This window comes from Bradyrhizobium murdochi (assembly GCF_000472965.1).
Classification (GTDB): Bacteria; Pseudomonadota; Alphaproteobacteria; order Rhizobiales; family Xanthobacteraceae; genus Bradyrhizobium; species Bradyrhizobium murdochi.
The window spans coordinates 239782-264858 of the sequence record NZ_AXAU01000003.1 but is presented as its reverse complement, the minus strand read 5'-3'; the positions used below and the strand labels follow the sequence as shown (position 1 = coordinate 264858).

At 62.9% G+C, this 25077-nt stretch carries 22 protein-coding genes; 16 read left to right on the top strand and 6 right to left on the bottom strand.

The features are described 5' to 3' along the window. Positions 1-145 precede the first annotated feature (145 nt). The 4 genes from YUO_RS0111990 to YUO_RS0111975 all read left to right on the top strand — a co-directional run bounded on the left by YUO_RS0111990 (position 146) and on the right by YUO_RS0111975 (position 5649). On the top strand, positions 146-907 hold the full coding sequence (locus tag YUO_RS0111990) for an SDR family NAD(P)-dependent oxidoreductase (RefSeq protein ID WP_028347475.1): 762 nt from the start codon (positions 146-148) through the stop codon (positions 905-907). A 33-nt stretch (positions 908-940) separates the two neighbouring features. After that, positions 941-1777: an enoyl-CoA hydratase family protein gene (locus tag YUO_RS0111985; protein ID WP_028347474.1), complete on the top strand. Its 837-nt coding sequence runs from the start codon at positions 941-943 to the stop codon at positions 1775-1777. Positions 1778-1976: 199 nt separating this feature from the next. Continuing rightward, positions 1977-4325: a bifunctional salicylyl-CoA 5-hydroxylase/oxidoreductase gene (locus YUO_RS0111980; protein ID WP_028347473.1), complete on the top strand. Its 2349-nt coding sequence runs from the start codon at positions 1977-1979 to the stop codon at positions 4323-4325. A gap of 70 nt (positions 4326-4395) precedes the next feature. After that, positions 4396-5649 (top strand): flavin-dependent oxidoreductase, encoded by a 1254-nt coding sequence (locus YUO_RS0111975; RefSeq protein WP_028347472.1) that lies wholly within the window; start codon positions 4396-4398, stop codon positions 5647-5649. A gap of 107 nt (positions 5650-5756) precedes the next feature. On the opposite strand, the gene YUO_RS0111970 is transcribed toward YUO_RS0111975, so the two are convergent. Together YUO_RS0111970 and YUO_RS0111965 are read right to left on the bottom strand one after the other, a co-directional pair. Then, the gene (locus YUO_RS0111970) at positions 5757-6212 is read right to left on the bottom strand and encodes a cupin domain-containing protein (protein ID WP_028347471.1); all 456 of its coding nucleotides are present in this window, start codon (positions 6210-6212) and stop codon (positions 5757-5759) included. A gap of 21 nt (positions 6213-6233) precedes the next feature. Continuing rightward, on the bottom strand, positions 6234-7409 hold the full coding sequence (locus YUO_RS0111965; RefSeq protein WP_028347470.1) for an ABC transporter substrate-binding protein: 1176 nt from the start codon (positions 7407-7409) through the stop codon (positions 6234-6236). A gap of 213 nt (positions 7410-7622) precedes the next feature. Here YUO_RS0111965 and YUO_RS0111960 point away from each other — a divergent pair, with 213 nt between their 5' ends. After that, on the top strand, positions 7623-8117 hold the full coding sequence (locus YUO_RS0111960) for a MarR family winged helix-turn-helix transcriptional regulator (RefSeq protein WP_028347469.1): 495 nt from the start codon (positions 7623-7625) through the stop codon (positions 8115-8117). Between the two features lie 83 nt (positions 8118-8200). Here YUO_RS0111960 and YUO_RS0111955 read toward each other — a convergent pair whose 3' ends face one another. Continuing rightward, positions 8201-9217 (bottom strand): AraC family transcriptional regulator, encoded by a 1017-nt coding sequence (locus YUO_RS0111955; protein WP_051379387.1) that lies wholly within the window; start codon positions 9215-9217, stop codon positions 8201-8203. Positions 9218-9566: 349 nt separating this feature from the next. Between YUO_RS0111955 and YUO_RS0111950 the strand changes: the two genes are divergently transcribed. From YUO_RS0111950 to YUO_RS0111935, 4 genes are all read left to right on the top strand, one after another. Beyond that, entirely contained in the window at positions 9567-10016 is a 450-nt protein-coding gene (locus YUO_RS0111950; RefSeq protein ID WP_028347467.1) for a cupin domain-containing protein, read from the top strand. Positions 10017-10049: 33 nt separating this feature from the next. Next, entirely contained in the window at positions 10050-11540 is a 1491-nt protein-coding gene (locus tag YUO_RS0111945; RefSeq protein WP_028347466.1) for a flavin-containing monooxygenase, read from the top strand. Between the two features lie 172 nt (positions 11541-11712). After that, positions 11713-13410 carry a benzoate-CoA ligase family protein gene (locus tag YUO_RS40520; RefSeq protein WP_051379407.1) on the top strand — a complete coding sequence of 566 codons (1698 nt, stop codon included), beginning with the start codon at positions 11713-11715 and terminating at the stop codon, positions 13408-13410. Positions 13411-13435: 25 nt separating this feature from the next. Further along, complete coding sequence (locus tag YUO_RS0111935; protein WP_028347465.1) at positions 13436-13894, top strand: RidA family protein; 459 nt, start codon at positions 13436-13438, stop codon at positions 13892-13894. Positions 13895-14002: 108 nt separating this feature from the next. Here the strand turns inward: YUO_RS0111935 and kynA are convergent, their stop codons facing one another. Together kynA and kynU are read right to left on the bottom strand one after the other, a co-directional pair. Further along, the gene (gene kynA / locus YUO_RS0111930; protein ID WP_028347464.1) at positions 14003-14842 is read right to left on the bottom strand and encodes a tryptophan 2,3-dioxygenase; all 840 of its coding nucleotides are present in this window, start codon (positions 14840-14842) and stop codon (positions 14003-14005) included. After that, on the bottom strand, positions 14839-16032 hold the full coding sequence (gene kynU, locus YUO_RS0111925) for a kynureninase (protein ID WP_028347463.1): 1194 nt from the start codon (positions 16030-16032) through the stop codon (positions 14839-14841). The genes kynA and kynU overlap by 4 nt, the downstream gene beginning before the upstream one ends. Before the next feature lie 166 nt (positions 16033-16198). On the opposite strand from kynU, the gene YUO_RS0111920 reads away from it, so the two are divergent. After that, on the top strand, positions 16199-17029 hold the full coding sequence (locus YUO_RS0111920; protein WP_028347462.1) for an alpha/beta hydrolase: 831 nt from the start codon (positions 16199-16201) through the stop codon (positions 17027-17029). Between the two features lie 69 nt (positions 17030-17098). On the opposite strand, the gene YUO_RS0111915 is transcribed toward YUO_RS0111920, so the two are convergent. Further along, complete coding sequence (locus YUO_RS0111915; RefSeq protein WP_051379386.1) at positions 17099-18619, bottom strand: mannitol dehydrogenase family protein; 1521 nt, start codon at positions 18617-18619, stop codon at positions 17099-17101. Positions 18620-18747: 128 nt separating this feature from the next. Between YUO_RS0111915 and YUO_RS40515 the strand changes: the two genes are divergently transcribed. From YUO_RS40515 to uxuA, 6 genes are all read left to right on the top strand, one after another. Beyond that, entirely contained in the window at positions 18748-19485 is a 738-nt protein-coding gene (locus YUO_RS40515) for a FadR/GntR family transcriptional regulator (protein ID WP_035726598.1), read from the top strand. 82 nt (positions 19486-19567) lie between these two features. Then, positions 19568-20545, top strand: coding sequence for a sialic acid TRAP transporter substrate-binding protein SiaP (locus tag YUO_RS0111905; RefSeq protein WP_028347460.1), 978 nt, complete (start codon positions 19568-19570; stop codon positions 20543-20545). Between the two features lie 150 nt (positions 20546-20695). Further along, on the top strand, positions 20696-21274 hold the full coding sequence (locus YUO_RS0111900; RefSeq protein ID WP_028347459.1) for a TRAP transporter small permease: 579 nt from the start codon (positions 20696-20698) through the stop codon (positions 21272-21274). A 4-nt stretch (positions 21275-21278) separates the two neighbouring features. Beyond that, positions 21279-22685, top strand: a complete 1407-nt coding sequence (locus tag YUO_RS0111895) for a TRAP transporter large permease (protein ID WP_028347458.1) — start codon at positions 21279-21281, stop codon at positions 22683-22685. Continuing rightward, positions 22682-23728, top strand: coding sequence for an L-idonate 5-dehydrogenase (locus YUO_RS0111890; RefSeq protein ID WP_028347457.1), 1047 nt, complete (start codon positions 22682-22684; stop codon positions 23726-23728). The genes YUO_RS0111895 and YUO_RS0111890 overlap by 4 nt, the downstream gene beginning before the upstream one ends. A 28-nt stretch (positions 23729-23756) precedes the next feature. Continuing rightward, positions 23757-24950, top strand: coding sequence for a mannonate dehydratase (gene uxuA / locus YUO_RS0111885; RefSeq protein ID WP_083754560.1), 1194 nt, complete (start codon positions 23757-23759; stop codon positions 24948-24950). Positions 24951-25077: the final 127 nt, after the last annotated feature.

The window sequence follows — 25077 nt, the reverse complement described above, 5'->3', positions numbered from 1 at the left end:
CGTTGGCGGGGATGACAGTCGTTGTGGCGTTCCGGTATTTCCCCGTTATTGCGAGGAGCGGAGCGACGAAGCAATCCATTCCCCTTCCTTGCAAAAGCTTGAAGTTTAAAATATATGCTGAACCCTGATCCTGGAGGCTTGACCGATGTCCCAATTGTCGCGTTCCTCCCATGCGCTCGTTACCGGCGGCGGGCGGGGTATCGGCCTTGCGATATCGGCGGCGTTGTCGAAAGCTGGTGCAACGGTAACTGTGCTCGGGCGCAATCGCGCGACATTGGATGAAGCGGTTGCGTCCGGCGCAGCGCAGTTTGCAGCCGTCGCCGATGTCGCCGACCAGGCTTCAGTCAAGTCGGCAGTTGCGGAAGCCGCCGCGCGGCAGCCGATCGACATCCTCGTCGCCAATGCCGGCGCGGCGGAGTCCGCGCCGTTTGGCCGCTCCGACGCGGCGCTGTTCCAGCGGATGATGGACGTCAATTTCATGGGCGTGGTTCATGCCACGCAAGCCGTGCTGCCCGGAATGCTGGAGCGCCGCCGCGGCCGGATCGTCGCCGTCGCGTCGACCGCCGGCCTCAAGGGCTACGCTTATGTCTCGGCCTACAGCGCGGCGAAACACGCGGTGATCGGCCTTGTCCGTTCGCTGGCGCTGGAAACGGCCAAGAGCGGCGTTACCGTGAATGCCGTGTGTCCCGGCTTCACCGAGACCGATCTGCTGGAAGGCTCGATCGACAACATCATCAAGAAGACCGGCCGCAGCCGCGAGCAGGCGATTGCGGAGCTGTCAAAGCACAATCCGCAGGGACGTCTCGTGGCGCCGTCGGAAGTAGCTGATACCGTGCTCTGGCTCTGCGGCGAGGGCGCAGGCGCCATCACCGGACAGGCCATCGCGGTTGCCGGTGGCGAGGTCTGAGCGGTCAACGACAATGCAATTCAGGGAGATCCCATGAGCAAGCCTGCCAACCCCGTCACGCTGCCGCTGGCCGACTATTCGCCCAAGCATTTTGTGCTGGCGGTCGTGGATCGCGTCGCCACGGTGACGCTCAATCGTCCTGAGCGAAAGAATCCGCTGACGTTCGAAAGCTATCGCGAACTCACGGATTTTTTCCGCGCCTGCGCGATGGACGATGAGGTCAAGACCATCGTCGTGACCGGTGCCGGCGGCAATTTCTCGTCCGGCGGCGACGTGTTCGAGATCATCGGCCCCTTGATCCAGATGGACACCAAGGGCCTCACCGGCTTTACCCGCATGACCGGCGACCTGGTGAAAGCGATGCGCGCGTGTCCGCAGCCGATCGTGGCCGCCGTCGAAGGCATCTGCGCCGGCGCGGGGGCTATCATCGCCATGGCGTCAGATCTGCGCCTGGCCGCCACCGGCGCCAAGGTCGCGTTCCTGTTCAACAAGGTCGGTCTCGCCGGCTGCGACATGGGCGCCTGCGCAATCCTGCCTCGCATCATCGGGCAGTCGCGGGCGTCGGAACTGCTCTACACCGGCCGCTTCATGACCGCAGAGGAGGGCGAGAAATGGGGCTTCTTCTCCAGGATCGTCACCCCGGAACAGGTGCTGCCGCAGGCGCAACTATTGGCCAAGCAGATTTCGGAAGGACCCACCTTCGCCAACACCATGACCAAGCGTATGCTGGCGATGGAATGGGCAATGTCGGTGGAAGAAGCGATCGAGGCCGAGGCGGTGGCGCAAGCGCTCTGCATGACCACGGAAGATTTCGCAAGGGCGTTCGAGGCGTTCTCGAACAAGCGAACCCCGGTGTTCCAGGGGAATTGAGGCCATTTATCCCCTCATGGTGAGGAGGCGCGTTAGCGCCGTCTCGAACCATGCAGGCCCGTGGCCCATCCTTCGAGACGCGGCCCAAAGGCCGCTCCTCAGGATGAGGGCGGAGAGGTGGCAACAGGGCTTGCCCCCAAATTATTTTAGGCTTAAAGTAATTTGGAACTAGCCCGACAGCCTGTTTCGGAGGCGGTAGATGAAGATCGCGATTATCGGCGGCGGACCGGCCGGTCTCTATGCCGCGATCCTCTTGAAGAAACAGCGGCCGCAGGCCGAGATCACCGTCTATGAGCGCAACCGCGCCGACGACACCTTCGGCTTCGGCGTCGTGTTCTCCGATGCCACGCTGGACAATTTCGAAAAATACGATCCGCCGAGCTACCGGCGCATCACCCAGGAATTCGCCTATTGGGACGACATCGCCGTGCATTTCCGCGGCACCGTCCACCGCGTCGGCGGCAACGGCTTTTGCGGATGCTCTCGTCGCACGTTGCTGTTGATCCTGCAGGAGCGCGCCCGCGAACTCGGGGTCACGTTGCTGTTCGAAATCGATATCGACGACGAAGCCCGTTTCGCCGACACCGATCTCATTGTGCTCGCCGACGGCATCAACAGCCGCTTCCGCGACAAGCACATCGAGCATTTCCAGCCGCAGATCGACCTGCGCTCCAACAAATTCGCCTGGATGGGCTCGACCCGGCCGCTCGACGCCTTCACCTTCATCTTCCAGGAGACCGAGTGGGGGCCGTTCATCGCGCATGCCTATCAATATGAGGCGGGGCGCTCGACGTGGATCTTCGAGACCGACGCCGAGACCTTCCACCGCGCCGGCCTCGAAGGCCTTAGCGAACGTGAGTCCGCCGATCGCATGGCCGAAATCTTCGGCTGGTTCCTCGATGGCCATCCGTTGCTGATCAACCGCTCGATGTGGCGCAATTTTCCGATGATCCGCAGCCAGCGCTGGATCAAGGACAACATGGTGCTGCTCGGCGACGCCAAGGCGACTGCGCATTTCTCAATCGGCTCGGGCACCAAGCTCGCGATGGAAGACGCGATTGCGCTCGCCGACGCCATGGCGCAGGCGCCGACCGTCGACGCCGCGTTGCAGACCTATGAGCAGGGGCGGCGCGAGGAGGTCGAGAAGATCCAGCACGCCGCCGACGTGTCGCTGGTCTGGTTCGAGCACGTCGACCGCTTCTGGGATTTCGATCCCGTGCAGTTTGCGTTCGGCGTTATGACCCGCGCCAAGGCGATCACTTACGATAATTTGACGCTGCGCGCGCCGGAGTTCGTCCGCGAGGTCGACAAGGCGTTTGCGAAGCAGGTTCGCGCCAAAGGATTCGATGTCGACCTCGACAAACCGGCGGCGCCGATGTTCCAGCCGCTCAGGTTGCGCGAGATGGAGGTGAAGAACCGCGCGGTGGTGTCGCCGATGTGCATGTATTCGGCGAAAGACGGTGTGCCCGGCGACTTCCACCTGGTGCATTACGGCTCGCGCGCGATCGGCGGTGCGGGGCTGATCTTCACCGAGATGACCTGCGTCGGCCGCGACGCCCGCATCACGCCCGGCTGCACCGGTCTATGGAACGACGAGCAGCAGGCCGCCTGGACGCGAATCGTCGATTTCGTCCACGCCAATTCGGCCGCCAAGATCTGCCTGCAGCTCGGTCATGCCGGCCGCAAGGGCGCAACCAAATTGATGTGGGAGGGCATGGACCGGCCGCTGGAAGAGGGCGGTTGGGACACGATCTCGGCGTCACCATTGCCTTACTTCCCGGACAGCCAGGTGCCGCGTGAAATGGATCGCGCCGCCATGGACCTCGTCAAGGAAGAGTTCGTGGCGGCCACGTTGCGCGGGGTGGCTTGCGGCTTCGACATGCTGGAACTGCACTGCGCCCATGGCTATCTGCTGGCGAGTTTTATCTCGCCGCTGACCAACCAACGTACCGACGAATATGGTGGCCTGCTCGCCAACCGGCTGCGCTATCCGCTGGAGGTGTTCGAGGCGATGCGCGCGGCGTGGCCGGCGCATAAGCCGATGTCGGTTCGCATCTCCGCCACCGACTGGGCGGCGGGCGGCATCACCGGCGACGATGCGGTCGCAATCGCGCGCGCGTTCGCCGAAGCCGGCGTCGATCTCGTCGATGTCTCCACGGGCCAGACTGTGCGCGACGCGCAGCCTATCTATGGCCGGATGTTCCAGACGCCGTTTTCCGATCAGGTCCGGAACGAGGCCCGCGTCGCGACCATGTGCGTCGGGAACATCACGACCGCGGACCAGGTCAACACGATTCTGGCCGCCGGTCGCGCCGATCTCGTCGCGCTCGCCCGGCCGCATCTGGTTGATCCGTCCTTCACGATGCGGGCGGCGGCCTGGTATGGCGCCGACATTGCCTGTCCGCCGCAATATCTGCCCGGCAAGGAACAAATTTTCCGCAACAGCGTACGCGACCGGCAGGATTTCGAGGACCTCAAGGTTAAGGCTAAACCGAAAACCCGCGCCGAGCTGAAGGCCGAGGCGACAAAGCCGCTTGCAGCCGAATAGGCCGGATGGCAGGCTCTATCGTTCCCTCGCCCCGCGCCAGCGGAGAGAGGTCGAAAGAGTGGAGTAGCGCATGAAGGCGATCATCGTCGGAGGCGGCATCGGAGGCCTTACCACCGCGCTGATGCTGCGCGCCCGCGGCATCGATTGCGAAGTGTTCGAGCAGTCCGACACCATCCGCGAACTCGGCGTCGGCATCAACACGCTGCCGCATGCGATCAGAGAATTGACGCGCCTTGGCCTGTTGGACCGGCTCGATGCTGCCGCTGTTCGTACCGATCAACTGTACTATCTCAGCCGCCACGGCCAGGAAGTCTGGCGCGAACCGCGCGGCCTCGATGCCGGGCACGACGTGCCGCAATTCTCGGTCCACCGCGGCCGCCTGCAAAGCGTGATTCATCGCGCTGTCGAGGAACGGCTCGGCCACGAGGCGATCCACACCGGTTGCCGTCTCGGCGCGTTTACGCAGCATGAGGGCGGCGTGGTCGCTCACTTCTTTGACCGCACCGGCGCCCATGTCAAAACCGCGCGCGGCGATGTCTTGATCGGCGCCGACGGCATTCATTCGCGCGTGCGCGAGATGCTGTTTCCGGACGAGGGACCGCCGTGCTGGAACGGACATATGCTGTGGCGCGGCGCGCGCGACTGGCCTGCCTTCCTGACCGGCCGCTCGATGATCGTGGCCGGCGGGCTGAATGCCAAGGTCGTGGTGTATCCGATTGCGGAAGGCTCGAGTCCATCGAGCCGGCTGACCAATTGGGCTGTCATGGTGAAGATCGGCGATGGCAATTCGCCGCCGCCGCGCCGCGAGGATTGGTCGCGGCCCGGCAAGCGCGAGGAGTTGATGCCCCATGTCGAGCGCTTCAAGGTGCCTTATGTCGACGTGCGCAGCCTGATCTCGGCGACACCGGAATTTTACGAATATCCGTGCTGCGACCGCGATCCTCTGCCGTACTGGACCTGGGGACGCGTCACGCTGCTCGGCGACGCCGCGCACCCGATGTATCCGGTCGGATCGAATGGCGCCTCGCAGGCGATCCTTGATGCGCGGGCGCTGGCCGATGAACTGGCGCGTGCCGAACATCCGCGCCAGGCGCTGGTCGCCTATGAGAAGAAGCGCCTGCCGATGACGGCGGAGATCGTGCGCGCGAACCGCCGCGGCGGCCCCGAAGGCGTGATCGACGCTGTCGAGCAACTGGCGCCGGACGGCTTTACCGATATCGAAAAGGTGCTGAGCCACGCCCAGCGCGAGGCGATCGTGCGCGGCTACGCGTCGAAGGCCGGCTTCGCCCCGCCGCAGGTCGGGCTCGCGGCGGTGCGGGCGTAATTAGTCTTGTAGCCCGGGTGAGCGCAGCGATACCCGGGAACAGTCGCGCAAAACCAGGCAGAGGTCCCCGGGTGTCGCTGACGCTCACCCGGGCTACGGGATAACCCTCACGCCCCCGGAGGCGGCGGCAGGAAGTGGATGTTGTGCTCGGCCGCCAGCGCCACCACCGCGTCCGGCGTCTGCTCCTTCATGTTGTGGATCGCCCAGAACAGGTCGTAGAGACGCTGCGTCGGCGAGACCCAGAACAGCGTCTTCGCGGTCCGTCCCGACTTGTTGAAGATGCCGTGCGGCTTGCCCATCGGCAGCCGCACCAGATCGCCGGGAGTCGCCTGCGTATCGGCGCCGTCGAGGAAGAAGTCGAGCTGCCCTTCCAGGATGTAGAGATACTCGTCCTGATCGGGATGGATGTGCGGCGGCACAAAAGTCTCGGGCGGCAACGTCGCATGCCAGGAGAAGGAATGCTCGGTGACGCTCTTCGGCACATAGGTCTGACCGAGAATGCTCCAGGAAATTCCCTGGATTCCCTCGTTGGCGCGGGTAATGCCGGCGATTTCAGTCTTCATGGTATCGCTCCCTCTCGATTGTTATTTCGCGGGCGTGCAGTCCTTGGCATAGCGATCGCCGTAGTTGGAAAAAACCTTCTCGACGATCTCGGTCTGGAATTTGCCGTCCGGGCGCTTGGCGACCTTGGTCAGATAGAAATTCTGGATCGGATAGCCGTTGACGTTGAACTTGAAGTCGCCGCGCAGCGAAGTGAACTCGGCCTTCCTAAGCGCGGTCGAGACCGCGTCCTTGTTCTTCAGATCGCCCTTCACCGCCTTCACCGCACTGTCGATCAGCATGGCCGTGTCGTAGCCCTGCATGGCGTAGGTGCCGGGCACGCTGTTATAGGCGGCCTCGTACGCAGCAACGAATTTTTTGCTGTGGGGATTGTCCATGTTCGGCGCCCAGTTGGCGCCGCCGAACATGCCGACGGCGGCATCCTGCTGCGCGGGCAGGGTCGATTCGTCGACCGTGAACGCCGACAGCACCGGGATCTTGTCGGCGAGGCCGGCCTGCCGGTACTGCTTCACAAGCCCGACGCCCATGCCGCCCGGCATGAAGGTGAACAGCGCATCGACCTTGGAGGAGGCGATCTTGGTCAGCTCGACCTGGAAATCCAGCGTGCCGAGTGGCGTATAGCTTTCCTCGACGATCTCGCCCTTGTAGTCGAGCTTGAATCCGGCCGCCGAATCCTTGCCAGCCTGATAGTTCGGCACCAGCACGTAGAGGCGCTTGTAGCCACGGTCCTGCGCGACCTTGCCGAGAACTTCGAAAACCTGGTCGTTCTGGTACGAGGTCACGTAAAAGAACGGGCTGCACTCCTTGCCGGCATAGCTCGAAGGCCCTGCGTTCGGGCTGATCAGGAAGGTCTTGTTCCCGGTGACCGGCCGGTGAATGGCTTGCAGGATGTTGGAAAAGATCGGTCCGACCACGAAATCGACCTTCTCGCGCTCGAGCAGGCCCTTGGCCTTGGTCACGGCGCCATCGGGCTTGAGTTCGTCGTCGACGACGATCACCTCGACGTCCTTGCCGGCTATCTTGCCGCCGAGATCCTTGACTGCGAGCTGGAAGCCGTCGCGGGATTGCTGGCCGAGTACGGCTGCCGGGCCGGACAGGGTGGTGATCACGCCGATCTTGATCTTCTCCTGCGCTGCGGCTGGAGCGGCGGCAAACCCCAGCAAAACGGCAAGCCCTGTCAGTTTCAACGACTGCTTCATGATTGTTCCTCCGTTCGGCGGCCCGGCAGCCAAAACCTACGCTACGTCAAATGCTCGGGGTGCAGCTTATTCTGACGGCGACGGCACCTGCAAGCACAACGCCTCCATGCAAGCCATGCGCCATTGCTTGAAACTTAAAGAAATCTGGATAATGATCCCGAGCTGCGCTCTGTTCGGGCTCGCCGAACGTTAAAACGCAGACAAGATAGGATCATGACTCTCGATTCAGAGACCAAGGCCGTCGAGCTCCCGGAGCATCATGGCGACGAACTCAGGCTGTGGCTTCGCCTCCTGACCTGCACGACCCTGATCGAGGGCGAGGTACGCAGCCGCTTGCGCGAGCGCTTCGACGTCACGCTGCCGCGGTTCGATCTGATGGCCCAGCTCGACAAGGTCCCGGAGGGCATGACGCTGTCCGATGTCTCGAAGCGGATGATGGTCTCGAACGGCAACGTCACTGGGCTGGTCGAGCGCCTGGTCGAATCCGGGCATCTCGACCGCCGCACCTCGGAGGTCGACCGCCGCGTGCAGGTGATCCGCCTGACCAAGGCCGGTCGTGCCGAATTCCGCAAAATGGCGGCGGAACACGAACTGTGGATCGCCGATATTTTTGGAGACCTGACGCCGAAGGATGTCCGGGAGCTGATGCGCCTCTTGGCCAAGACCAAAACTTCGGCGCAGAAGTCCGCGAGGGCGCGGGGCGACTGAGGCTGACACGGGAAGGGTGATCCGTTGAGCGCCGATGTGGACTACGAGGCCGAATACAACAATCGCGCAGGAGTCGCCGGGCGCTAGTTGATCCCGCGCATGGTCGCCGACGGCGTTTCGCCGAACTTGGCGCGATAGGCGCTTGCCATCCGGCTGAGGTGTGTAAAGCCGAGCTCGAATGCGATATCGGTGATGCTGTCGTTAGGGGAGGCGACGGCCAACCTGACGTTGAGGTGCGCGAGGCGGATGTCACGCAGCATCTCCGAGATCGACGTTCCGAAATGCCGCCGGAAGCCGAGCTGTAGCGCGCGGATGCCCGTGCCAGCGGCTGCAGCAAGCTGCGCGAGATCGAGCGGCTCGTCCGCGTGCGCGTATAAGAACTCGCGCGCCCGTCGCAACGATTGCGGCAGCGTTTCGGCCCGGCCGCCAAACCGGTCGATCGCGTCGCTGGCGCTGTGATGCTGGCCGTGGAGCAAAGCACCCAACAACGTCTCGCGTATATTGGCTGCTGTTATCGGCGAAAGTGGCCTTCGCGGTCCGAGGTGCTCGGCAAGATCGACGAACTCCAAAATCTGCGACTGAAGCGCGCGGCTGGCTGCGGAGGAGAGGTCGACCGCGGGCTCGAACTCGACCGCGCCCGCCGGTCGCCCCGATAACGCTGCGGCCCGTTGCTCTATCAGGCGGCGGTCGACCAGCAGAATGATCTGAGCGCAATTGCTCTGCCAAGTCATTCGCGTCGGGATCGTCGGCGACAACAGCGAGGCGCTGGCGCCGGGAGCGGTTGCGATGTCGCGCGAGGCGGTTCGGATCCGCGCTGAACCGTGCGCGGGGATTTGCAACAGAAAGAAGCGCTCGAGGCAGCCGGGGTCGATCGACACCGATCCGCCATAGGCGACGTAGTTGATGGAAAATCCGCGGGAGATCGCACAGTTATGCAGCGCGAAAAATTCGGATGAGGCGCGGGCGGGCTTTAGCTCATGCGGGCAGAATATGCGTCCAATCGCGTCGGCGGCAGCATCGACGCTGTCGGTCGAAACGCGGTTGAACGCCGCCAGCCGGACGGTCGGGTCATGCCTGACAATGCTGGTGCCCGTCTCCACGGCCCGGCCCTCCGCATTACTTTAAGCCTATAATATCTGTGGGGGCCGTGCTTGGAAAGGCGATTTCCTTGGCCGTGATGCCGATCTGCAGGCAGCCGCGGCAGTCACGCTCGCTCCGTTATTCCGGGGCGAGGCGAAGCATCGAGCCCGGAATCCATTTCACGGCGCGTGGGAGGGATCGCGGTGCGACACCCGGACAGCCGACCGTATCGCGTCGCAGCAATGCGAAAATCTCGCGCGAAGCTGGCCGGATTCGTTTTCCGGCTAGACGGCCGTTTCGACTCGATCCAGCCTGCACGGACTATTTTCGGACATCGCAACCACACCAACCGCGACAGAGGAGGGCGACATGGCCGCACTCGAAAAAGGTATCACCAAGAATGGCACCGGTTACGGCGGCAAGACCTGGAATATTCTCGGTCAGGTCTACTTCCCCAAGGCCGTGACCGATTCAACCTTTGCCTTCGAGACTAACAGCGAGCCCGGGCAATTCGTGCCGGTGCACGTTCATCCCACACAGGATGAATTCATCCTGGTGCAGGAGGGCGTTCTCGATCTCAAGCTCGACGGCGTCTGGGTGCAGGCCAAGGCCGGCGACCTGGTTCGGATGCCACGCGGCATCCCGCATGGCTACTTCAACAAATCGGACAAGCCGGCCCGCGCACTGTTCTGGGTGTCGCCGATGCAGAAGCTCGAAGCGCTGTTCGACCAGCTCCACAATCTGACCGACCCCGAAGAGGTGGTCCGGATCTCGGCGCAGCATGAGGTGAACTTTTTGCCGCCCGAGGCCAACGAATAGCTCCCTGAACTCATCCTTGTTGGAGACGTCGTCATGGTCAGCCGAAAGAAAGTCTGCGTCATTGGCGCAGGCGTATCCGGACTTGCAGCCGCAAAGGCCTTCGCCGCGCGCGGTCATCAGATCACGATCGTCGAGCGCAGTGGCGATCTTGGCGGCGTCTGGGAACCGGCGCGGTCCTATCCCGAGGTGCAAACGCAGAGCCCGAAGGATTTGTACCGCTACACCGACAAGGCGATGCCGGATTCCTATCCGGAATGGCCGAAAGGTCCGCAGGTCCACGCCTATCTGACTGAGTACGCAAAGGACAACGATCTCCTCGGCGCGATCCGCTTCAACACGACCGTGGTGCAAATGGATCGTCGGCCCGACTCTGCGCCGGGCTGGCGGCTCGATCTGCGTGGGCCGGATGGCGGCGTCAGTCATGAGGACTTCGATTTCGTCGCGGTATGCACCGGGCAGTTCAACGAGCCGCAGACGCTCAGCCTGCCCGGCGAAGACGCCTTCAAGGCGCAGGGCGGGCACATCCTGCACTCCTCGCAATACAACGACCCGGCGATTGCCAAAGGCCGCAGGATCGTCGTGCTCGGCGGCTCGAAGTCGGCGACCGATATCGCCGTCAACGCGGTCAATTCCGGGGCGGCGGAAGTGACGCTGGTGTACCGCGAGCCGGTGTGGCGGATTCCCTATTTCATCGGCGGCCTGGTCAATTTCAAACGCATTCTCTACATCCGCGCGCAGGAGGAGATGTTCCGGAGCTGGAGCATCGGCGCGATGTCGCGGTTCGCGCATGTGGTGGCAAAGCCGCTCATCTGGGCCAACTGGCGCGGGCTGGAGAGCCTTCTGAAAATTCAACTCAAGCTCGGCAAATGCGACATGGTGCCGAAGGAAAGGATCGAGGATGGCGTCAACTGCTCGGTGCCGATCGCGACGCCGGGATTCTTTCCGATGGTCGCGGACAAGCGCATCAAGGCCATCAGAGGCAGTTTTGAGCGCTATGATGGCAATACGATCGTGATGACCGGCGGGCAGCGCGTCCAGGCCAACGTGGCTGTGCTCGCGATCGGCTACAAACTGGGCGTGCCGTTCCTGCCGCAGGCTTACCGAGACAGACTGGTCGATCCCGACGGGCAGTATCGGCTCTATCGGCTGATCGCCAACCCGGACCTGCCCGAAATGGGATTCGTCGGCTTCAACTCCAGCTTCTGCACGGTGCTATGCGCAGATCTCGCCGCGAACTGGCTGGTGCGCTATGCCGATGGCCAGCTCGTCCGTCAGCCGACGCCCAAGGAGATGCGGGACAACATCGAGATGATGCTGCATTTCAAGCGCGTCGAGCGCCCGGCGGCCGGCATCTATGGCGGGCTGTGCGTCGCGCCCTATCACTTCAAGCATTTTGACGAATTGCTGGCCGACATCGGCGTGCCCGGACGCCGGCGCAATCCGCTGGTGGAGAAATTCACCCCGCCCGATGCCGCCGCTTACGGCCGCTTCCTCGCCGCGGCGCGGGAATACCGGGCCGCCTGAGGGGGCGAGTTCCCGGCCGGGGCGCGGCCGTTAATCTCTGAAGGAGGGAATACGCGATTCCACCCTTGCGAAAAATTGTTTTAAGCCTAAAATGATTTGCAAGACGGCGTTGCCGGGCGTCCTCGATATTGATCTCGAGCCTTTGATGGATGGAAGCGAGGGGAGATTGAAAATGTCAGGTAGCACTCCCAGCCGGACCCTTGGCCGGTCTCTCGGCCCGTCGGCCCACGTCGACGATTTTGCGCGGCGAAATCTGCCGCCGTCAGAGCAATGGCCGGATCTGCTGCTCGATCGGCCGGAATTTCAGTATCCCGAATATCTCAACGCCGCAGTCGAACTGACCGATCGGATCGTCGAAGAGGGCTGGGGCGATCGGATCGCACTGATCGGCAACGGCCGCCAGCGCACCTACAAGGAGCTGGCTGACTGGTCCAACCGCCTCGCGCATGCGCTGGTGGAGAACTACGGCGTCAAGCCCGGCAACCGCATCCTGATCCGCTCCGGCAACAACCCGGCGCTGGTCGCGGCGTGGCTCGCGGCCACAAAAGCAGGTGCTGTCGTCGTCAACACCATGCCGATGCTGCGCGCCGGTGAGCTGAGCAAGATCGTCGACAAGGCGGAGATTGCGCTGGCGCTGACCGATAGCCGCATCGCCGATGAACTGGTCGCGTGCGCGAAGACCAGCCGCTTCCTGAAGCAGGTGGTGAATTTCGACGGCACGTCCAACCATGATGCCGAGCTCGACAGGGTGGCGCTGAACAAGCCGGTCCGGTTCGACGCGGTGAAGACAGGGCGCGACGACGTCGCCCTGCTGGGATTTACCTCGGGCACGACGGGCGAGCCGAAGGCGACGATGCATTTCCATCGCGATCTCATGATCATTGCGGACGGCTATGCCAGGGAAGTGCTCAACGTTACAGAGAACGATGTTTTCGTCGGCTCGCCGCCGCTGGCCTTCACCTTCGGGCTCGGAGGGCTCGCAATCTTCCCCCTGCGCTTCGGCGCAACGGCGACGCTATTGGAAAACGCGTCGCCGCCCGAAATGGTCAAGATCATCGAGGCCTACAAGGCGACGATCTGCTTTACCTCGCCGACCGCGTATCGCGCGATGATGGCGGCGATGGATAATGGCGCCGACCTGTCGTCGCTGCGGCTGGCGGTTTCCGCCGGCGAGACATTGCCGGCGCCGGTGTTCGAAGGCTGGACCCGCAAGACCGGCAAGACCATTCTCGACGGCATCGGCTCCACGGAACTGTTGCACATTTTCATTACCAACCGGATCGGCGATGCGGTGGCAGGGACGACGGGACATCCCGTGACGGGCTACGAGGCAAGAATCGTCGACGACGACATGAACGAATTGCCGCCTGGCACCATCGGCAAGCTCGCGGTGCGCGGGCCGACCGGCTGCCGCTATCTCGCCGATGCGAGGCAGTCGAACTATGTGCGCGACGGCTGGAATCTGACGGGCGATACCTTTGTCCGCGACGCGAATGGCCGACTGTCCTTTGTCGCCCGCTCGGACGACATGATCGTCTCCTCCGGCTACAACATCGCAGGCCCCGAGGTCGAAGCGGCGCTGCTGTCGCATCCGGCCGTCGCCGAATGCGGCGTGGTCGGCGCGCCGGACGAGGCGCGGGGCATGATCGTCAAGGCTTACGTGGTTCTGGCCGGCGGCGCCGCTGCCGACGCTGCGCTGACGCAGGCGTTGCAGGATCACGTCAAGCAGACGATTGCACCCTACAAATATCCGCGTGCGATCGAATATGTCGCGCAACTGCCGAAGACCGAAACCGGCAAGCTGAGGCGCTTTGCGCTGAGGCAGATGGCTGCGGCCGGCCCGTCATCGCCAAGCGTTGCCGCGGAATAATTTCTAACCTGATGGAGAAAAGCCGGTGACCGCCCCCAAAGGCCCCACACTGAGCGTGGTGCCTCATCCTAAGACCGACACCTCGCCGCCAGGCCCGCAAGTGCTGCAGCCGAGCGGCTGGCCGATGCCGAAAGGCTACGCCAACGGCATGGCAGCCGACGGCCGGCTTGTGGTGACCGGCGGCGTGATCGGCTGGGACACGCAGGGCCGCCTGGAGCCCGATTTCGTCGCGCAAGTGCGCCAGACGCTATCCAACATCGCCGAGATTCTTGCCGAGGGCGGCGCCAGAGCTGAGCATCTGGTGCGCCTGACCTGGTATGTCGTCGACATCGAGGAATATCTCGCGAGCCTGAAGGAGCTCGGCCGCGTCTACCGCGAGATTTTCGGGGCGCATTATCCGGCAATGGCGCTGGTGCAGGTGGTGCGCCTGGTCGAGAAGGAAGCCCGCGTCGAGATCGAAGCGACGGCGGTGGTGCCGCGCTGAAACCCGCTTATCGGGTGTCGTAACTCTTTGATTTGAGCATGATCTCCGCGCAAACGCGTTCGCGTTTGTCGCGAGGGAAAACCGGTATCCACTTTTCCGGATCATGCTCTAAAGCTCTGTTCTCAGCTTCCAGAGTTCCGGAAAAAGTTCGACCTCGAGCATCTTGCGCAGGTAGGAGACGCCCGACGTGCCGCCGGTTCCGCGCTTCAGGCCGATGATGCGCTCGACCGTCGTGACGTGGTTGAAGCGCCAGCGGCGGAAATAGTCTTCGAAATCGACCAGCTTTTCCGCAAGCTCGTAGAGCATCCAGTGTTTCGCTGGCGACGCATAGATGGTCTTCCAGGCCTTCAAAACCTCGTCGTTTGGCGTGCGCGTGACGCGCCAGTCGGTTCGGCGCGCGTCTTCGCCGATGTCGAAACCATTGCGCGCCAGCAGCAACAGCGCCTCGTCATAGAGGCCCGGCTCAGCGAGAATTTCCTCGAGCTTTGCCATGATGTCGGCGCGGTGGGCATGCGGGCCAAGCAGCGCCAAATTGCGATTGCCGGCGAGAAACTCGATCGCGCGGTACTGGTACGATTGGAAACCCGAGGATTGCCCGAGCTGATCGCGAAACTCTGAGTATTCGCTGGGTGTCATCGTCCGCAACACGTCCCAGGCGGTATTGAGCTGCTCGAAGATCCGGGCGATGCGCGACAGCATCTTGAAGGCGGGATGCAACTGGTCGTGGCGGATCGCCTTGATGGCGGAACGGATTTCGTGGATAGCCAGCTTCATCCAGAGTTCGGAAGTCTGATGCTGGATGATGAACAGCAGTTCGTCATGTGCGTCCGAGAGCGGCTCTTGCGCGTTCAGAACGCGTTCCAGATGCAGATAATCGCTGTAGGACATGCGCCCGTCGAACGACATCTGGGCTGCCTCACGCGCGGAGTCGTCGGGCTTGCCAGTCATGTTACGAGCCCCTTTTTGCGGTAATCCGCAGTATCCCAGCGGCGATTGGTCAAGACGTCGGCGAGGACGTCGACTGCCGCGCGAACCTCGGCTTCTCCGATGTAGAGCGGCGTAAAGCCGAAGCGCATCATATCAGGCGCGCGGAAGTCGCCTATCACGTCGCGCGCGATCAGCGCCTGCATGATCGCGTAGCCATCCGGGTGACGAAATGAAGCCTGGCTGCCGCGCCGCTTTGCGTCCCGCGGCGAAGCCAGCGTCAGCTCGGGACAACGTCGTTCGACTTCGCGGATGAACAGGTCGGCGAGCGCGATCGATGCATGACGCACATCGGTCATGCTGACGCCGTCCCAGACGTCGAGGGCGGCGTCGAGCGCGGCCATCGCAATGATCGGAGGCGTACCCACCCGCATTCGCTCAATGCCCGGCCCGGCCCGATAGTCGAGGTCAAAGGCAAAGGGCGCATGATGACCCATCCAACCGGAAAGCGCCGGCCGCGCCGTATCGGCGTGCTTCGGCGCTACATAGATGAAGGCTGGCGCGCCAGGACCGGCATTGAGATATTTGTAGGTGCAGCCGACGGCGAAATCGGCTTCGGCTCCTTTCAAGTCGACCGGGATCGCGCCCGCGGAATGCGCCAGATCCCAGACCGTCAAGGCGCCGGCGGCGTGCGCCCTGCGGGTCAGCGTACTCATGTCGTGCAGCCGGCCGGTGCGATAGTCGACCTCGGTGAGCATCAGCACCGCGATTGTCTCGTCGATAGCGTCTTCGACGTCTTCGGGGTCCACGACCTTCAATTCGTAACCACGGCCGAGCGTTTCAAGCAGACCGCTGGCGATGTAGAGATCGGAAGGAAAATTGCCGCTATCCGACAAGATGACGCGCCGCGACGGATTGAGCTCGAGCGCCGAGGCCAGTGCCTGGTAGACTTTGATGGACAGCGTATCGCCCACCACCACCGTTCCGTCGGCAGCGCCGATCAACCGGCCGATTCGGTCGCCGACACGCCGCGGCTGCGTCATCCACCCGGCGACGTTCCAGCCCTTGATGAGGTGCTTGCCCCATTCCTCCGATATCATGCGGCCGACGCGATCGGCGGCTGCAGCGGGCAGGGGACCGAGCGAATTGCCGTCCAGATAGATCACGCCATCCGGGATGGCGAACAGGGATTTTGTTCGCGTGAAATCGGTCATGTCATTCCCTGGTCCACGCCCCCTGGCGGAATTATTCGCGCTGATATCAATTATTTCAAGCTTGAAATGTATGGGCGGAAGCTGCGCTTCCCGGTATAGACTGGTTGCCTGCGGCATCGATCGGACATCCGCCCAGCCCACAAGATCAAATGGAAACCGAACCCAAGTGATTTTTCATCAGATTTCCGACTGGAACGACGCCTATGCGAATGCTCCGAACATTCCGGGCGGCGAACGCTGGCCGGCGGCGTGGGTGCAGCCCGCTCAGGCCTATCGCGACGCACTTCAAGGCAGCGGCCGTGCGACGCTCGACATCGGCTATGGCGAGCGCCCACGAAACCGCTTTGATCTCTTTAAACGAGAGGGCCGGCCAAAGGGCCTGGTCGTCTTCGTCCATGGCGGATTCTGGAAGGCGCTCGACAAGAGCTTCTGGTCGCATCTGGCCCGTGGATCGGTTGAAAGCGGCTATGCTGTGGCGATGCCCTCTTACACGCTATGCCCGACTGTGCGCATCTCCGAGATCACGCGCGAAATTGCCGCGGCCGTCGAGCGCGCCGCGGCGATGGTCGAAGGTCCGCTTTTTCTGGCGGGCCATTCCGCCGGCGGGCATCTGGTGACGCGTATGATTTCGGCGACGTCGCCGCTCCCGCACGATGTCCGGGCGCGCATCAGCCACACCGTCTCCATTTCCGGCCTTCATGACCTTCGTCCGCTGATGAAGGCCGCCATGAACACGGACCTTCGGATCGATGAGGCCGAAGCGCTCGTGGAAAGCCCCGCATTGCTGGAGCCGATGCCGAATGCATGCGTGACCTGCTGGGTGGGCAGCGCCGAGCGCCCGGAATTCGTCCGCCAGAACGCGCTTCTCGCCAACATCTGGACCGGGCTCGGTGCGAAAACCTGCGTGATCGAAGAACCCGGGCGGCATCATTTCGATGTCATCGATGGGCTCGCCGATCCCGATCACCAACTCACCAGGACCTTGTTGTCGCCGTAGCCTGCTGAATTTCCGAGATGAACGGCGGTTGCGGTGTGGCCTTGCCACCCGGTGGTTCTGACCTGCCAATCATGCCGCTTGAAATGTCTGTACGGCCTGACGTGCACCGAGTGCGTAAAGTTTGGTGAGCGCCTCGATGACGGCGCCGCGCATGCGAGGATCATTACCGAGCGAGCCGAAGATGGAGCTGACCTCCAGCAGCGCGGGAGCAAGCCGCTCTGCGACCGGACCGGAACGCTCGGCGATATCAGCCAACTCTCGCGCAAGGGGATCGCGCACGTCGATGGCGCGGCCTCGCTCATCGGTGCCGGTGACGTAACGCATCCAGCCGGCCACCGCGAGCGCGTGCGTATCGATCGGAAGCCCCAGCCGCAGCCGGTCCTGCATGGTCGCGAGCAGCCGTTGCGGCAGCTTCTGCGATCCGTCCATCGCAATCTGCCAGGTGCGATGGTGCAGGGCCGAATTGGAGAAGCGCTGCAGCAGTGATGCGCTATAGGCCGCCAGATCAGTGCCTTCAGGCATCGCCAGCGTCGGCGCGGCGTCTTGCATCACCTGTCGGGCAAACGCCACAAAGCGATGGTCGGTCATGGTTGCGGCGATGGTCTCAAAGCCTGCGAGATATCCGAGATAGGCGAGCGCCGAGTGGCTGGCGTTGAGCAGCCGCAGCTTCATATGTTCGAACGGCGTTACATCCGAAACCAGTTGCACGCCCGCAGCCGCAAAGTCCGGCCGTCCGGCCGGAAAGCGGTCTTCAACGATCCATTGCGTGAACGGTTCTGTGATAATGGGCCATGCGTCGATCATGCCGAGCGCTGAAGAAATCTCCGCCCGGTCGAGGTCCGTGGTCTCCGGCACGATCCGGTCCACCATGGTCGAAGGGAAGGCCACCTCGGCTTCAATCCATTTGGCGAGATTGCGCGATCGCAAGGCGGCGAACTGCGTCACGATCCGTTCGACTGTTTGGCCATTGGCGGAGAGATTGTCACAGGAAAGAACAGTGAAGGGGGCATCGCCCGCGATGCGCCTGCGTGCGAGCGCGGCCACCAGGTATCCGATGGCCGAACGCGGCGTGCCCGGATTCTGCAGGTCGTGAACGATATCGGGATGACGCTCGTCCAGATCGCCGGTCTGCGGCGTATGGCAATAGCCCTTCTCGGTGATCGTCAGCGAGACGATACGCGTGGCCGGGTTGGCCAGGCGCGTGATCAACTGGTCGGGTTTCTCGGCGGCGACGTCGACAGCGAGAACCGAGCCGATAATGCGGTGATCGGTACCCGCGCCGGAACGAACGGCCAGCGTGTAAAGGCTGTCCTGCGAGGCGAGGGCATCGCGTGTCGCCGGGCTGCGCAAGCTGGCCCCGATGATTCCCCAATCCGTAGCGCCGCCTGTCAGGAGGTCGTCGATCACCACCGCCTGGTGGGCCCGGTGGAACGCGCCAATTCCGAGATGAACGATGCCTGGCGAGATCAGCGAGCGGTCATATGCCGGTTGCCGGATCTGGCCGGGAAGCCGAGGAAGGTTGGCGTTCGAAAGGCGGAAATTGCCGTCTTTCGGGCTGAAACCCGGGATTTTCGCCGTGTCGCTTGACATGGAAGGCTCGATCTATCAACCTTTGGTCAATTGGTAAGGCCAATGGCCAATGTCCGATTTATTGGCCTTGTCCTGACCAAGCAAGAAAAATTCGATTCACTTCGGGGGATCGTCAGGGAGAGCCGAGCGTGCCGCTCGAAGCCGTGGAAGCACGACGTCTTTATCGCCAGGTTGCCGATCAGCTTCGCGCCTTGATCGACAGCGGCGAGTACCGTGTGGGCAGCCGGCTTCCGACCGAACGCGATCTTGCCGAACAGTTGAAAGTGTCGCGGCCGACGGTGCGCGAAGCGCTGATTGCTCTGGAAGTCGAGGGCAGGGTTCGGATTCGCGTCGGCTCCGGAATATATGTCAGTGAGCCGGCGGCGCTCGCACCGCCTTTGCCCTTGGCGGCCGAGATCGAAGGTCCATTCGAACTCTTGCGCGCCCGCGAATTCCTCGAAGGCGCCATCGCCGAACAGGCGGCGCGGGTGGCGACAGCCGAAGATATCGCGCGCATCGACGCTTCGCTGGAGGCGATGGCCACCGTGCAGCATCCCGGCGAAGCCTCGATGATCCATGACCGCGCGTTTCATGTCGCGGTCGCCGGATGCCTCGACAACGCCGTCCTTGTCCGCGTGGTCGGCGAGCTGTTCGACCAGCGGCTCAATCCGTATTTCGCCAAGCTCGCGCATTATTTCGAAAATCCGGAATCCTGGAATGCTGCGCTGGCCGAGCACCGCGCGATCCGCGATGCCATCGCCGCGCACGATTCCGATGCCGCCCGCGTGGCGATGCGCGAGCACTTAGCGCGTTCGCAGGCCCGCTTTGCGCAAAATTTCGGAGCGGAAGCTTCGTCCGCCTCACGCATCCGCGCAAGCAGCGGCTGAACGACGAGAATTCGAACGGTTCGGCGAGGATGTCGGTCCGGTTGGGTACCAAAAGCAAATTGTAACGACGGAGGAAATTCACGTGTTGAAGAAATTGACGATTGCATTCGCGGCGTCTGCTGCGGCGCTGCTGGCCGCGACCACATCGGGCCTGGCACAGACCAAACTGAAATGGGCCCATGTTTACGAAACGTCTGAGCCGTTCCACACCGCGTCCGTCTGGGCCGCGGGCGAGATCAACAAGCGGACCAACGGGCGCTACCAGATCGACGTCTATCCGGCTTCGCAGCTCGGCAAGGAGACCGACATCAACCAGGGGCTTGCGCTAGGCTCCGTCGACATGATCATTTCCGGCTCGAGCTTCGCCGCGAGGAGCTTCGCGCCAATCGGCGTGACCTATTATCCCTACACCTTCCGCGATGCCGATCATCTCCTGGCCTATACCAAGAGCGACGTCTTCAAGGAGCTCGCGAAGGGCTACGAGGACAAGACCGGTCATCGCATCGTGGCCGTGACCTATTACGGCGTGCGCCAAACTTCCTCGAACAAGCCGATCAAGACCTGCGCAGACATGAAGGGCCTCAAGATTCGCGTGCCTGACGTTCCGGCCTATCTCGCGATGCCGCGCGCCTGCGGCGCCAACACCGCGCCGATTGCCTTTGCGGAAGTCTATCTCGCGCTGCAGAACGGCACCGTGGAGGCCCAGGAAAATCCGCTTACCACCATCGAAGCCAAGAAGTTCTACGAGGTGCAGAAGCACATCGTGCTGACCGGTCACATCGTCGACCATCTCAACACCGTCGTCGCTGGCGCGCTCTGGAAGAAGCTGTCGGAAGAAGACCGCAAGATCTTCACCGAGGTCGCCCAGGAAGCTGCGGCGAAGGCTACCGGCGAGATCAAGGCCAACGAAGCCAAGCTTGTCGACTTCTTCAAGCAGAAGGGGCTGACGGTCACTGAGGTCAACAAGGATGAGTTCCGCGACACCGTGATGAAGAATGTGAGCTTCGAAAGCTTCAACTATCGCAAGGCCGATTGGGAACGCATCCAGGCGGTGAAGTGACGACGCAGTCGTCATTCCGGGCGATGCGCGCCAGCATCGACCCGGAATCTCGAGATTCTCAGGTGCGCAATTGCGCACCATAGTTCGGCTCTCCGAGCCGCCCCGGAATGACGTGAGCCAATCACGCGACGCCAGTTGAGGAATAAGCGAATGTCGGCGGCTGAAGTTCACAAGCAGATCACGGCGGACGAGATCGCCCATACCTTCGAGGACGAAGTCCCCAAGGGGGCCGATCTCAGCGGATACGCGCCGGAGGACTGGCTCGCGCTGGTGATCTTCTGGATCATGGCGCTGTCGGTCTTCCTGCAGTTCTTCACCCGCTATGTCCTCAACGACAGCTACGCCTGGACCGAGGAGATCGCGACTTATTGCCTGATCGGCGTGGTCTTTATCGGCTCGGCGATGTGCGTGCGGCTGTCGCGGCACATCCAGGTCGATCTGCTGTTTCGCTATCTGCCGCATCTGCCGGCGCGCGTTCTCTCGACGGTCATCGACCTGATCCGGATCGCGTTCTTCGGCTATGCGATCAAGCTGGTCTGGCAGTTCATCCAGATCATCGACGATGAGCGGATGACCACGATCGAGTTTCAGAAGGGTTTTGTCTATTACGCCGTGCTGCTCGGCTTCGTGCTGATGTTCGCGCGCTCGATCCAGATCGCGGTCGAGAACTGGCGGCGCGGTTACTCCATCCTGGAGCGCCCCGGCGCATTCGACGGAACGGAAGGCTGACGACATGCTGCTGCTGCTCGGGGGATTTCTGCTGCTGATGCTGGTCGGCCTGCCGGTCGCGCTTTCGATGGCGGTGTCGTCGCTGGTCTATATTCTCGTCACCGGCATCACGCCGGATGTCACGCTGGCGCAGCGCATGATTGCCGGTGTCGAAAGCTTTCCGCTGCTCGCCGTGCCGTTCTTCATTCTGGCCGGCAATCTCATGAACATCGCGGGCGTGACGGGGCGCATCTACAAATTCGCGGTCGCGCTGGTGGGTTGGATGCGTGGCGGCCTCGGCCACGTCAATATCGTCGGCTCCGTGATCTTTTCCGGCATGTCCGGCACCGCGATTGCGGACGCCGCGGGGCTCGGCACCATCGAGATCAAGGCAATGAAGGACCACGGCTACTCGACCGAGTTCGCCGTCGGCGTCACCGCGGCGTCCGCCACGCTCGGCCCGATCATTCCGCCGTCGCTGCCGTTCGTGATCTACGGCATGATGGCGAACGTTTCGATCGGCGCGCTGTTTCTGGGCGGTGTGATTCCGGGCGTGTTCATGACGCTGGCCATGATGGCAACCGTGGCCTATTTCGCCCACAAGAACGGCTGGGGCAGCGATACGCCGTTCTCCTGGCCGCAACTCGGCTCGGCCGCGATCGAAATCCTGATCGTGCTGGCGTTCCCGGTGGTCGTTTGGTTGCTGGTCGTCGCCGGGCTCTCGGTGAACATGGCGGTCGGAATCGGTCTCGTGGCGCTGCTGGCGCTCGACTGGTATTTCGATTTCTCCGCCGTGATGGCGCTGATGGCGCCGGTGATCCTGATCGGCGGCATGACGCTCGGCTGGTTCACGCCGACCGAAGCCGCGGTTGCCGCCGTGATCTGGTCGCTGTTCCTCGGACTCGTGCGTTACCGCTCGATGACGCTGCAGACCGTTGCCAAGGCGACGTTCGACACCATCGAGACCACGGCATCAGTGCTGTTCATCGTCACCGCGGCCTCGATCTTTGCCTGGCTGCTCACGGTGTCGCAGGCGGCGCAGACGCTGACGGATGCGATGCTCGGCATCACCCAGAACAAATGGGTGTTCCTGCTGTTGGCGAACATCCTGATCCTGTTCGTCGGCTGCTTCATCGACACCATCGCCGCCATCACCATTCTGGTGCCGATCCTTTTGCCGATCGTGCTCAAGCTTGGCATCGACCCCATTCATTTCGGCCTGATCATGACGCTGAACCTGATGATCGGTCTGTTGCACCCGCCGCTCGGCATGGTGCTGTTCGTGCTGGCCCGCGTGGCGAAACTATCCGTCGAGCGCACCACCATGGCGATCCTGCCTTGGCTGGTGCCGCTCCTGTTGGCGCTCGTCGCCATCACCTACATCCCGGAGCTGACGCTCTGGCTGCCTAAATACATGGGACTCTCAAAATGACATCGATGGCTTTGGCTGCAACGCTGTTCGGCCCGGAAGATCTCCGCATGATCGAGCGGCCGCTCGATCCGCTTCCCTCTGGCATGGTGCGCATTCGTTTCGGCGCCGGCGGCATTTGCGGCTCGGACATGCATTATTACCGTCATGCCCGCACCGGCGATTTTGTCGTGACCTCGCCGCTAGTGCTCGGCCATGAGATTGCGGGTGAGGTGGTCGAGATCGCAGGTTCTGCGCCGGACGTAAAAGTCGGCGATCGCGTTGCCGTCAACCCGTCGCGCTGGTGCGGCCATTGCAAGCCGTGCCGCGAAGGCCGGCCCAATCTCTGCGAAAACATCTTCTTCATGGGATCGGCCTCGAAGACCCCGCATATGCAGGGCGGCTTTGCGTCCTACTTCGACGCCATCCCAGCGCAATGCGTGAAGATTCCGGACCACGTGACCTATCAGGCGGCGGCGCTCGCCGAGCCGCTCGCGGTCTGCCTGCATGCGGTCGCCCGCGCCGGAGACGTGACCGGCAAGCGCGCCGTGCTGTTCGGCGCCGGCCCGATCGGTCTGTTAACCATGCTGGCGGCGCAGCGCGCAGGGATTGCGGAGACAACGGTTGTTGACATTGCGGCGGCGCCGCTGGCGTTCGCGACGAGATTAGGCGCCAACCATGTCGTCGATATCTCCGGCGGCGAAGAGGCGCTGAAGGCGCAGGCTGCAGCGCAGCCGTTCGATGTAGCGTTCGAAGTCTCGGGCACCGCGGCGGGCTTGGCCAGCGCGATCGGTGCGGTCAGGCGCGGCGGCGTCGTGGTTCAGGTCGGCAACCTGCCGGGCGGGCAGATTTCGGTGCCGGCGAACGCGGTGATGGCCAAGGAGATCGACCTTCGCGGCTCGTTCCGCTTCGGGACGGAATTCTTCACAGCGGTCGAACTGATCGCCGACGGCAGCGTCGACGTGCTTTCGCTGGTGACGGCGCAACGCCCGCTCGTGGTCGCGCCCGATGCGGTGCGGCTCGCGCTCGACCGTTCGCAAAGCGTCAAGGTCGTGCTGACCGCTTGATGGCCGTTCTCATTTCAGGAGCTTCCGCATGATGCTGCAGGGATGGCGGTGGTACGGACCCAACGATCCCGTATCGCTCGACGATATCCGCCAGGCCGGCGCGACCGACGTGGTAACGGCGCTGCATCAGGTTCCGATCGGCGAGGCCTGGACGCGCTCGGCCGTCGAGGAGCGGAAGAACCTGATCGAGAACTCGCAACCGGGCCGCTCGCCGCTGGCCTGGTCGGTAGTGGAATCGATCCCGGTGCCGGACGATGTCAAGCGATTGGGGGGCGGCGCGACGCGCTCGATCGAGACGTGGATCGCGAGCATGGAGGCGGTCGCCGCCGCCGGTATCAAGATCATCTGCTACAATTTCATGCCCGTCGTGGACTGGTGCCGCACCGATCTCGAATGGGAACTGCCGAACGGTGCCAAGGCGATGCGCTTCGACCAGGACCGGTTCGCAGCGTTCGACCTGCACATCCTGCAGCGGCCGGAAGCGCCTGCGGAATATTCCGAGGCTGCGCAGCGCCGCGCCAGGCAGGTCTATGAAGCGATGACGCAGGCCGATATCGACGTCCTCATCACCAACATTGCCAGCGCACTGCCGGGATCCACCACCGATCCCCTGACCATTCCGCAATTCCGCGACCGCCTGCAGCAATACCGCGGCATTGATTCCAAAGTGCTGCGTCAGCACTTAAGCGAATTTCTCGCGCGCGTCGCGCCGGTGGCGGAGCAGCTCGGCGTCACGCTGACGCTGCATCCGGACGATCCGCCGCGCCCGCTGTTTGGCCTGCCGCGCATCGCCTCATCGGCGGAGGATTATCAGGCGCTGTTCGACGCGGTGCCATCAAAAGCCAACGGCATCTGCTTCTGCACCGGCTCGCTCGGCGTGCGTGCGGAGAACGATCTGCCAGCGATGGCCAAGCGCTTCGCCCCGCGGATCGGCTTTGCCCATCTACGGGCGACCAAGCGGGAAGCGGACGGCCTGTCGTTCTTCGAATCCGATCATCTCGATGGCGACGTCGATATGATCGCGGTGTTGAAGGCTTTGTTGGCGGAGAACCGAACGCGCTCGTCGAACAATCAAATCGTGTTCCGGCCCGATCACGGCCACCGCATGCTCGACGATCTCGCCGCGACCAAGCGCACCAATCCTGGCTACACCGCCATCGGCCGGCTGCGCGGCCTAGCCGAGTTGCGCGGTGCTATCCGCGCCGTTGAACACGCCGGCTAGGGTGGGATGATCTTTGGTTTAGCCGCAGACGTGCCTTCCCTCTCCCGCAAGCGGGAGAGGGAGCGCACCTTCTTCGTGGTCGCAATCAAATCTATTTTCATCATACTTTAGGGCGGGAAGTGCTGCG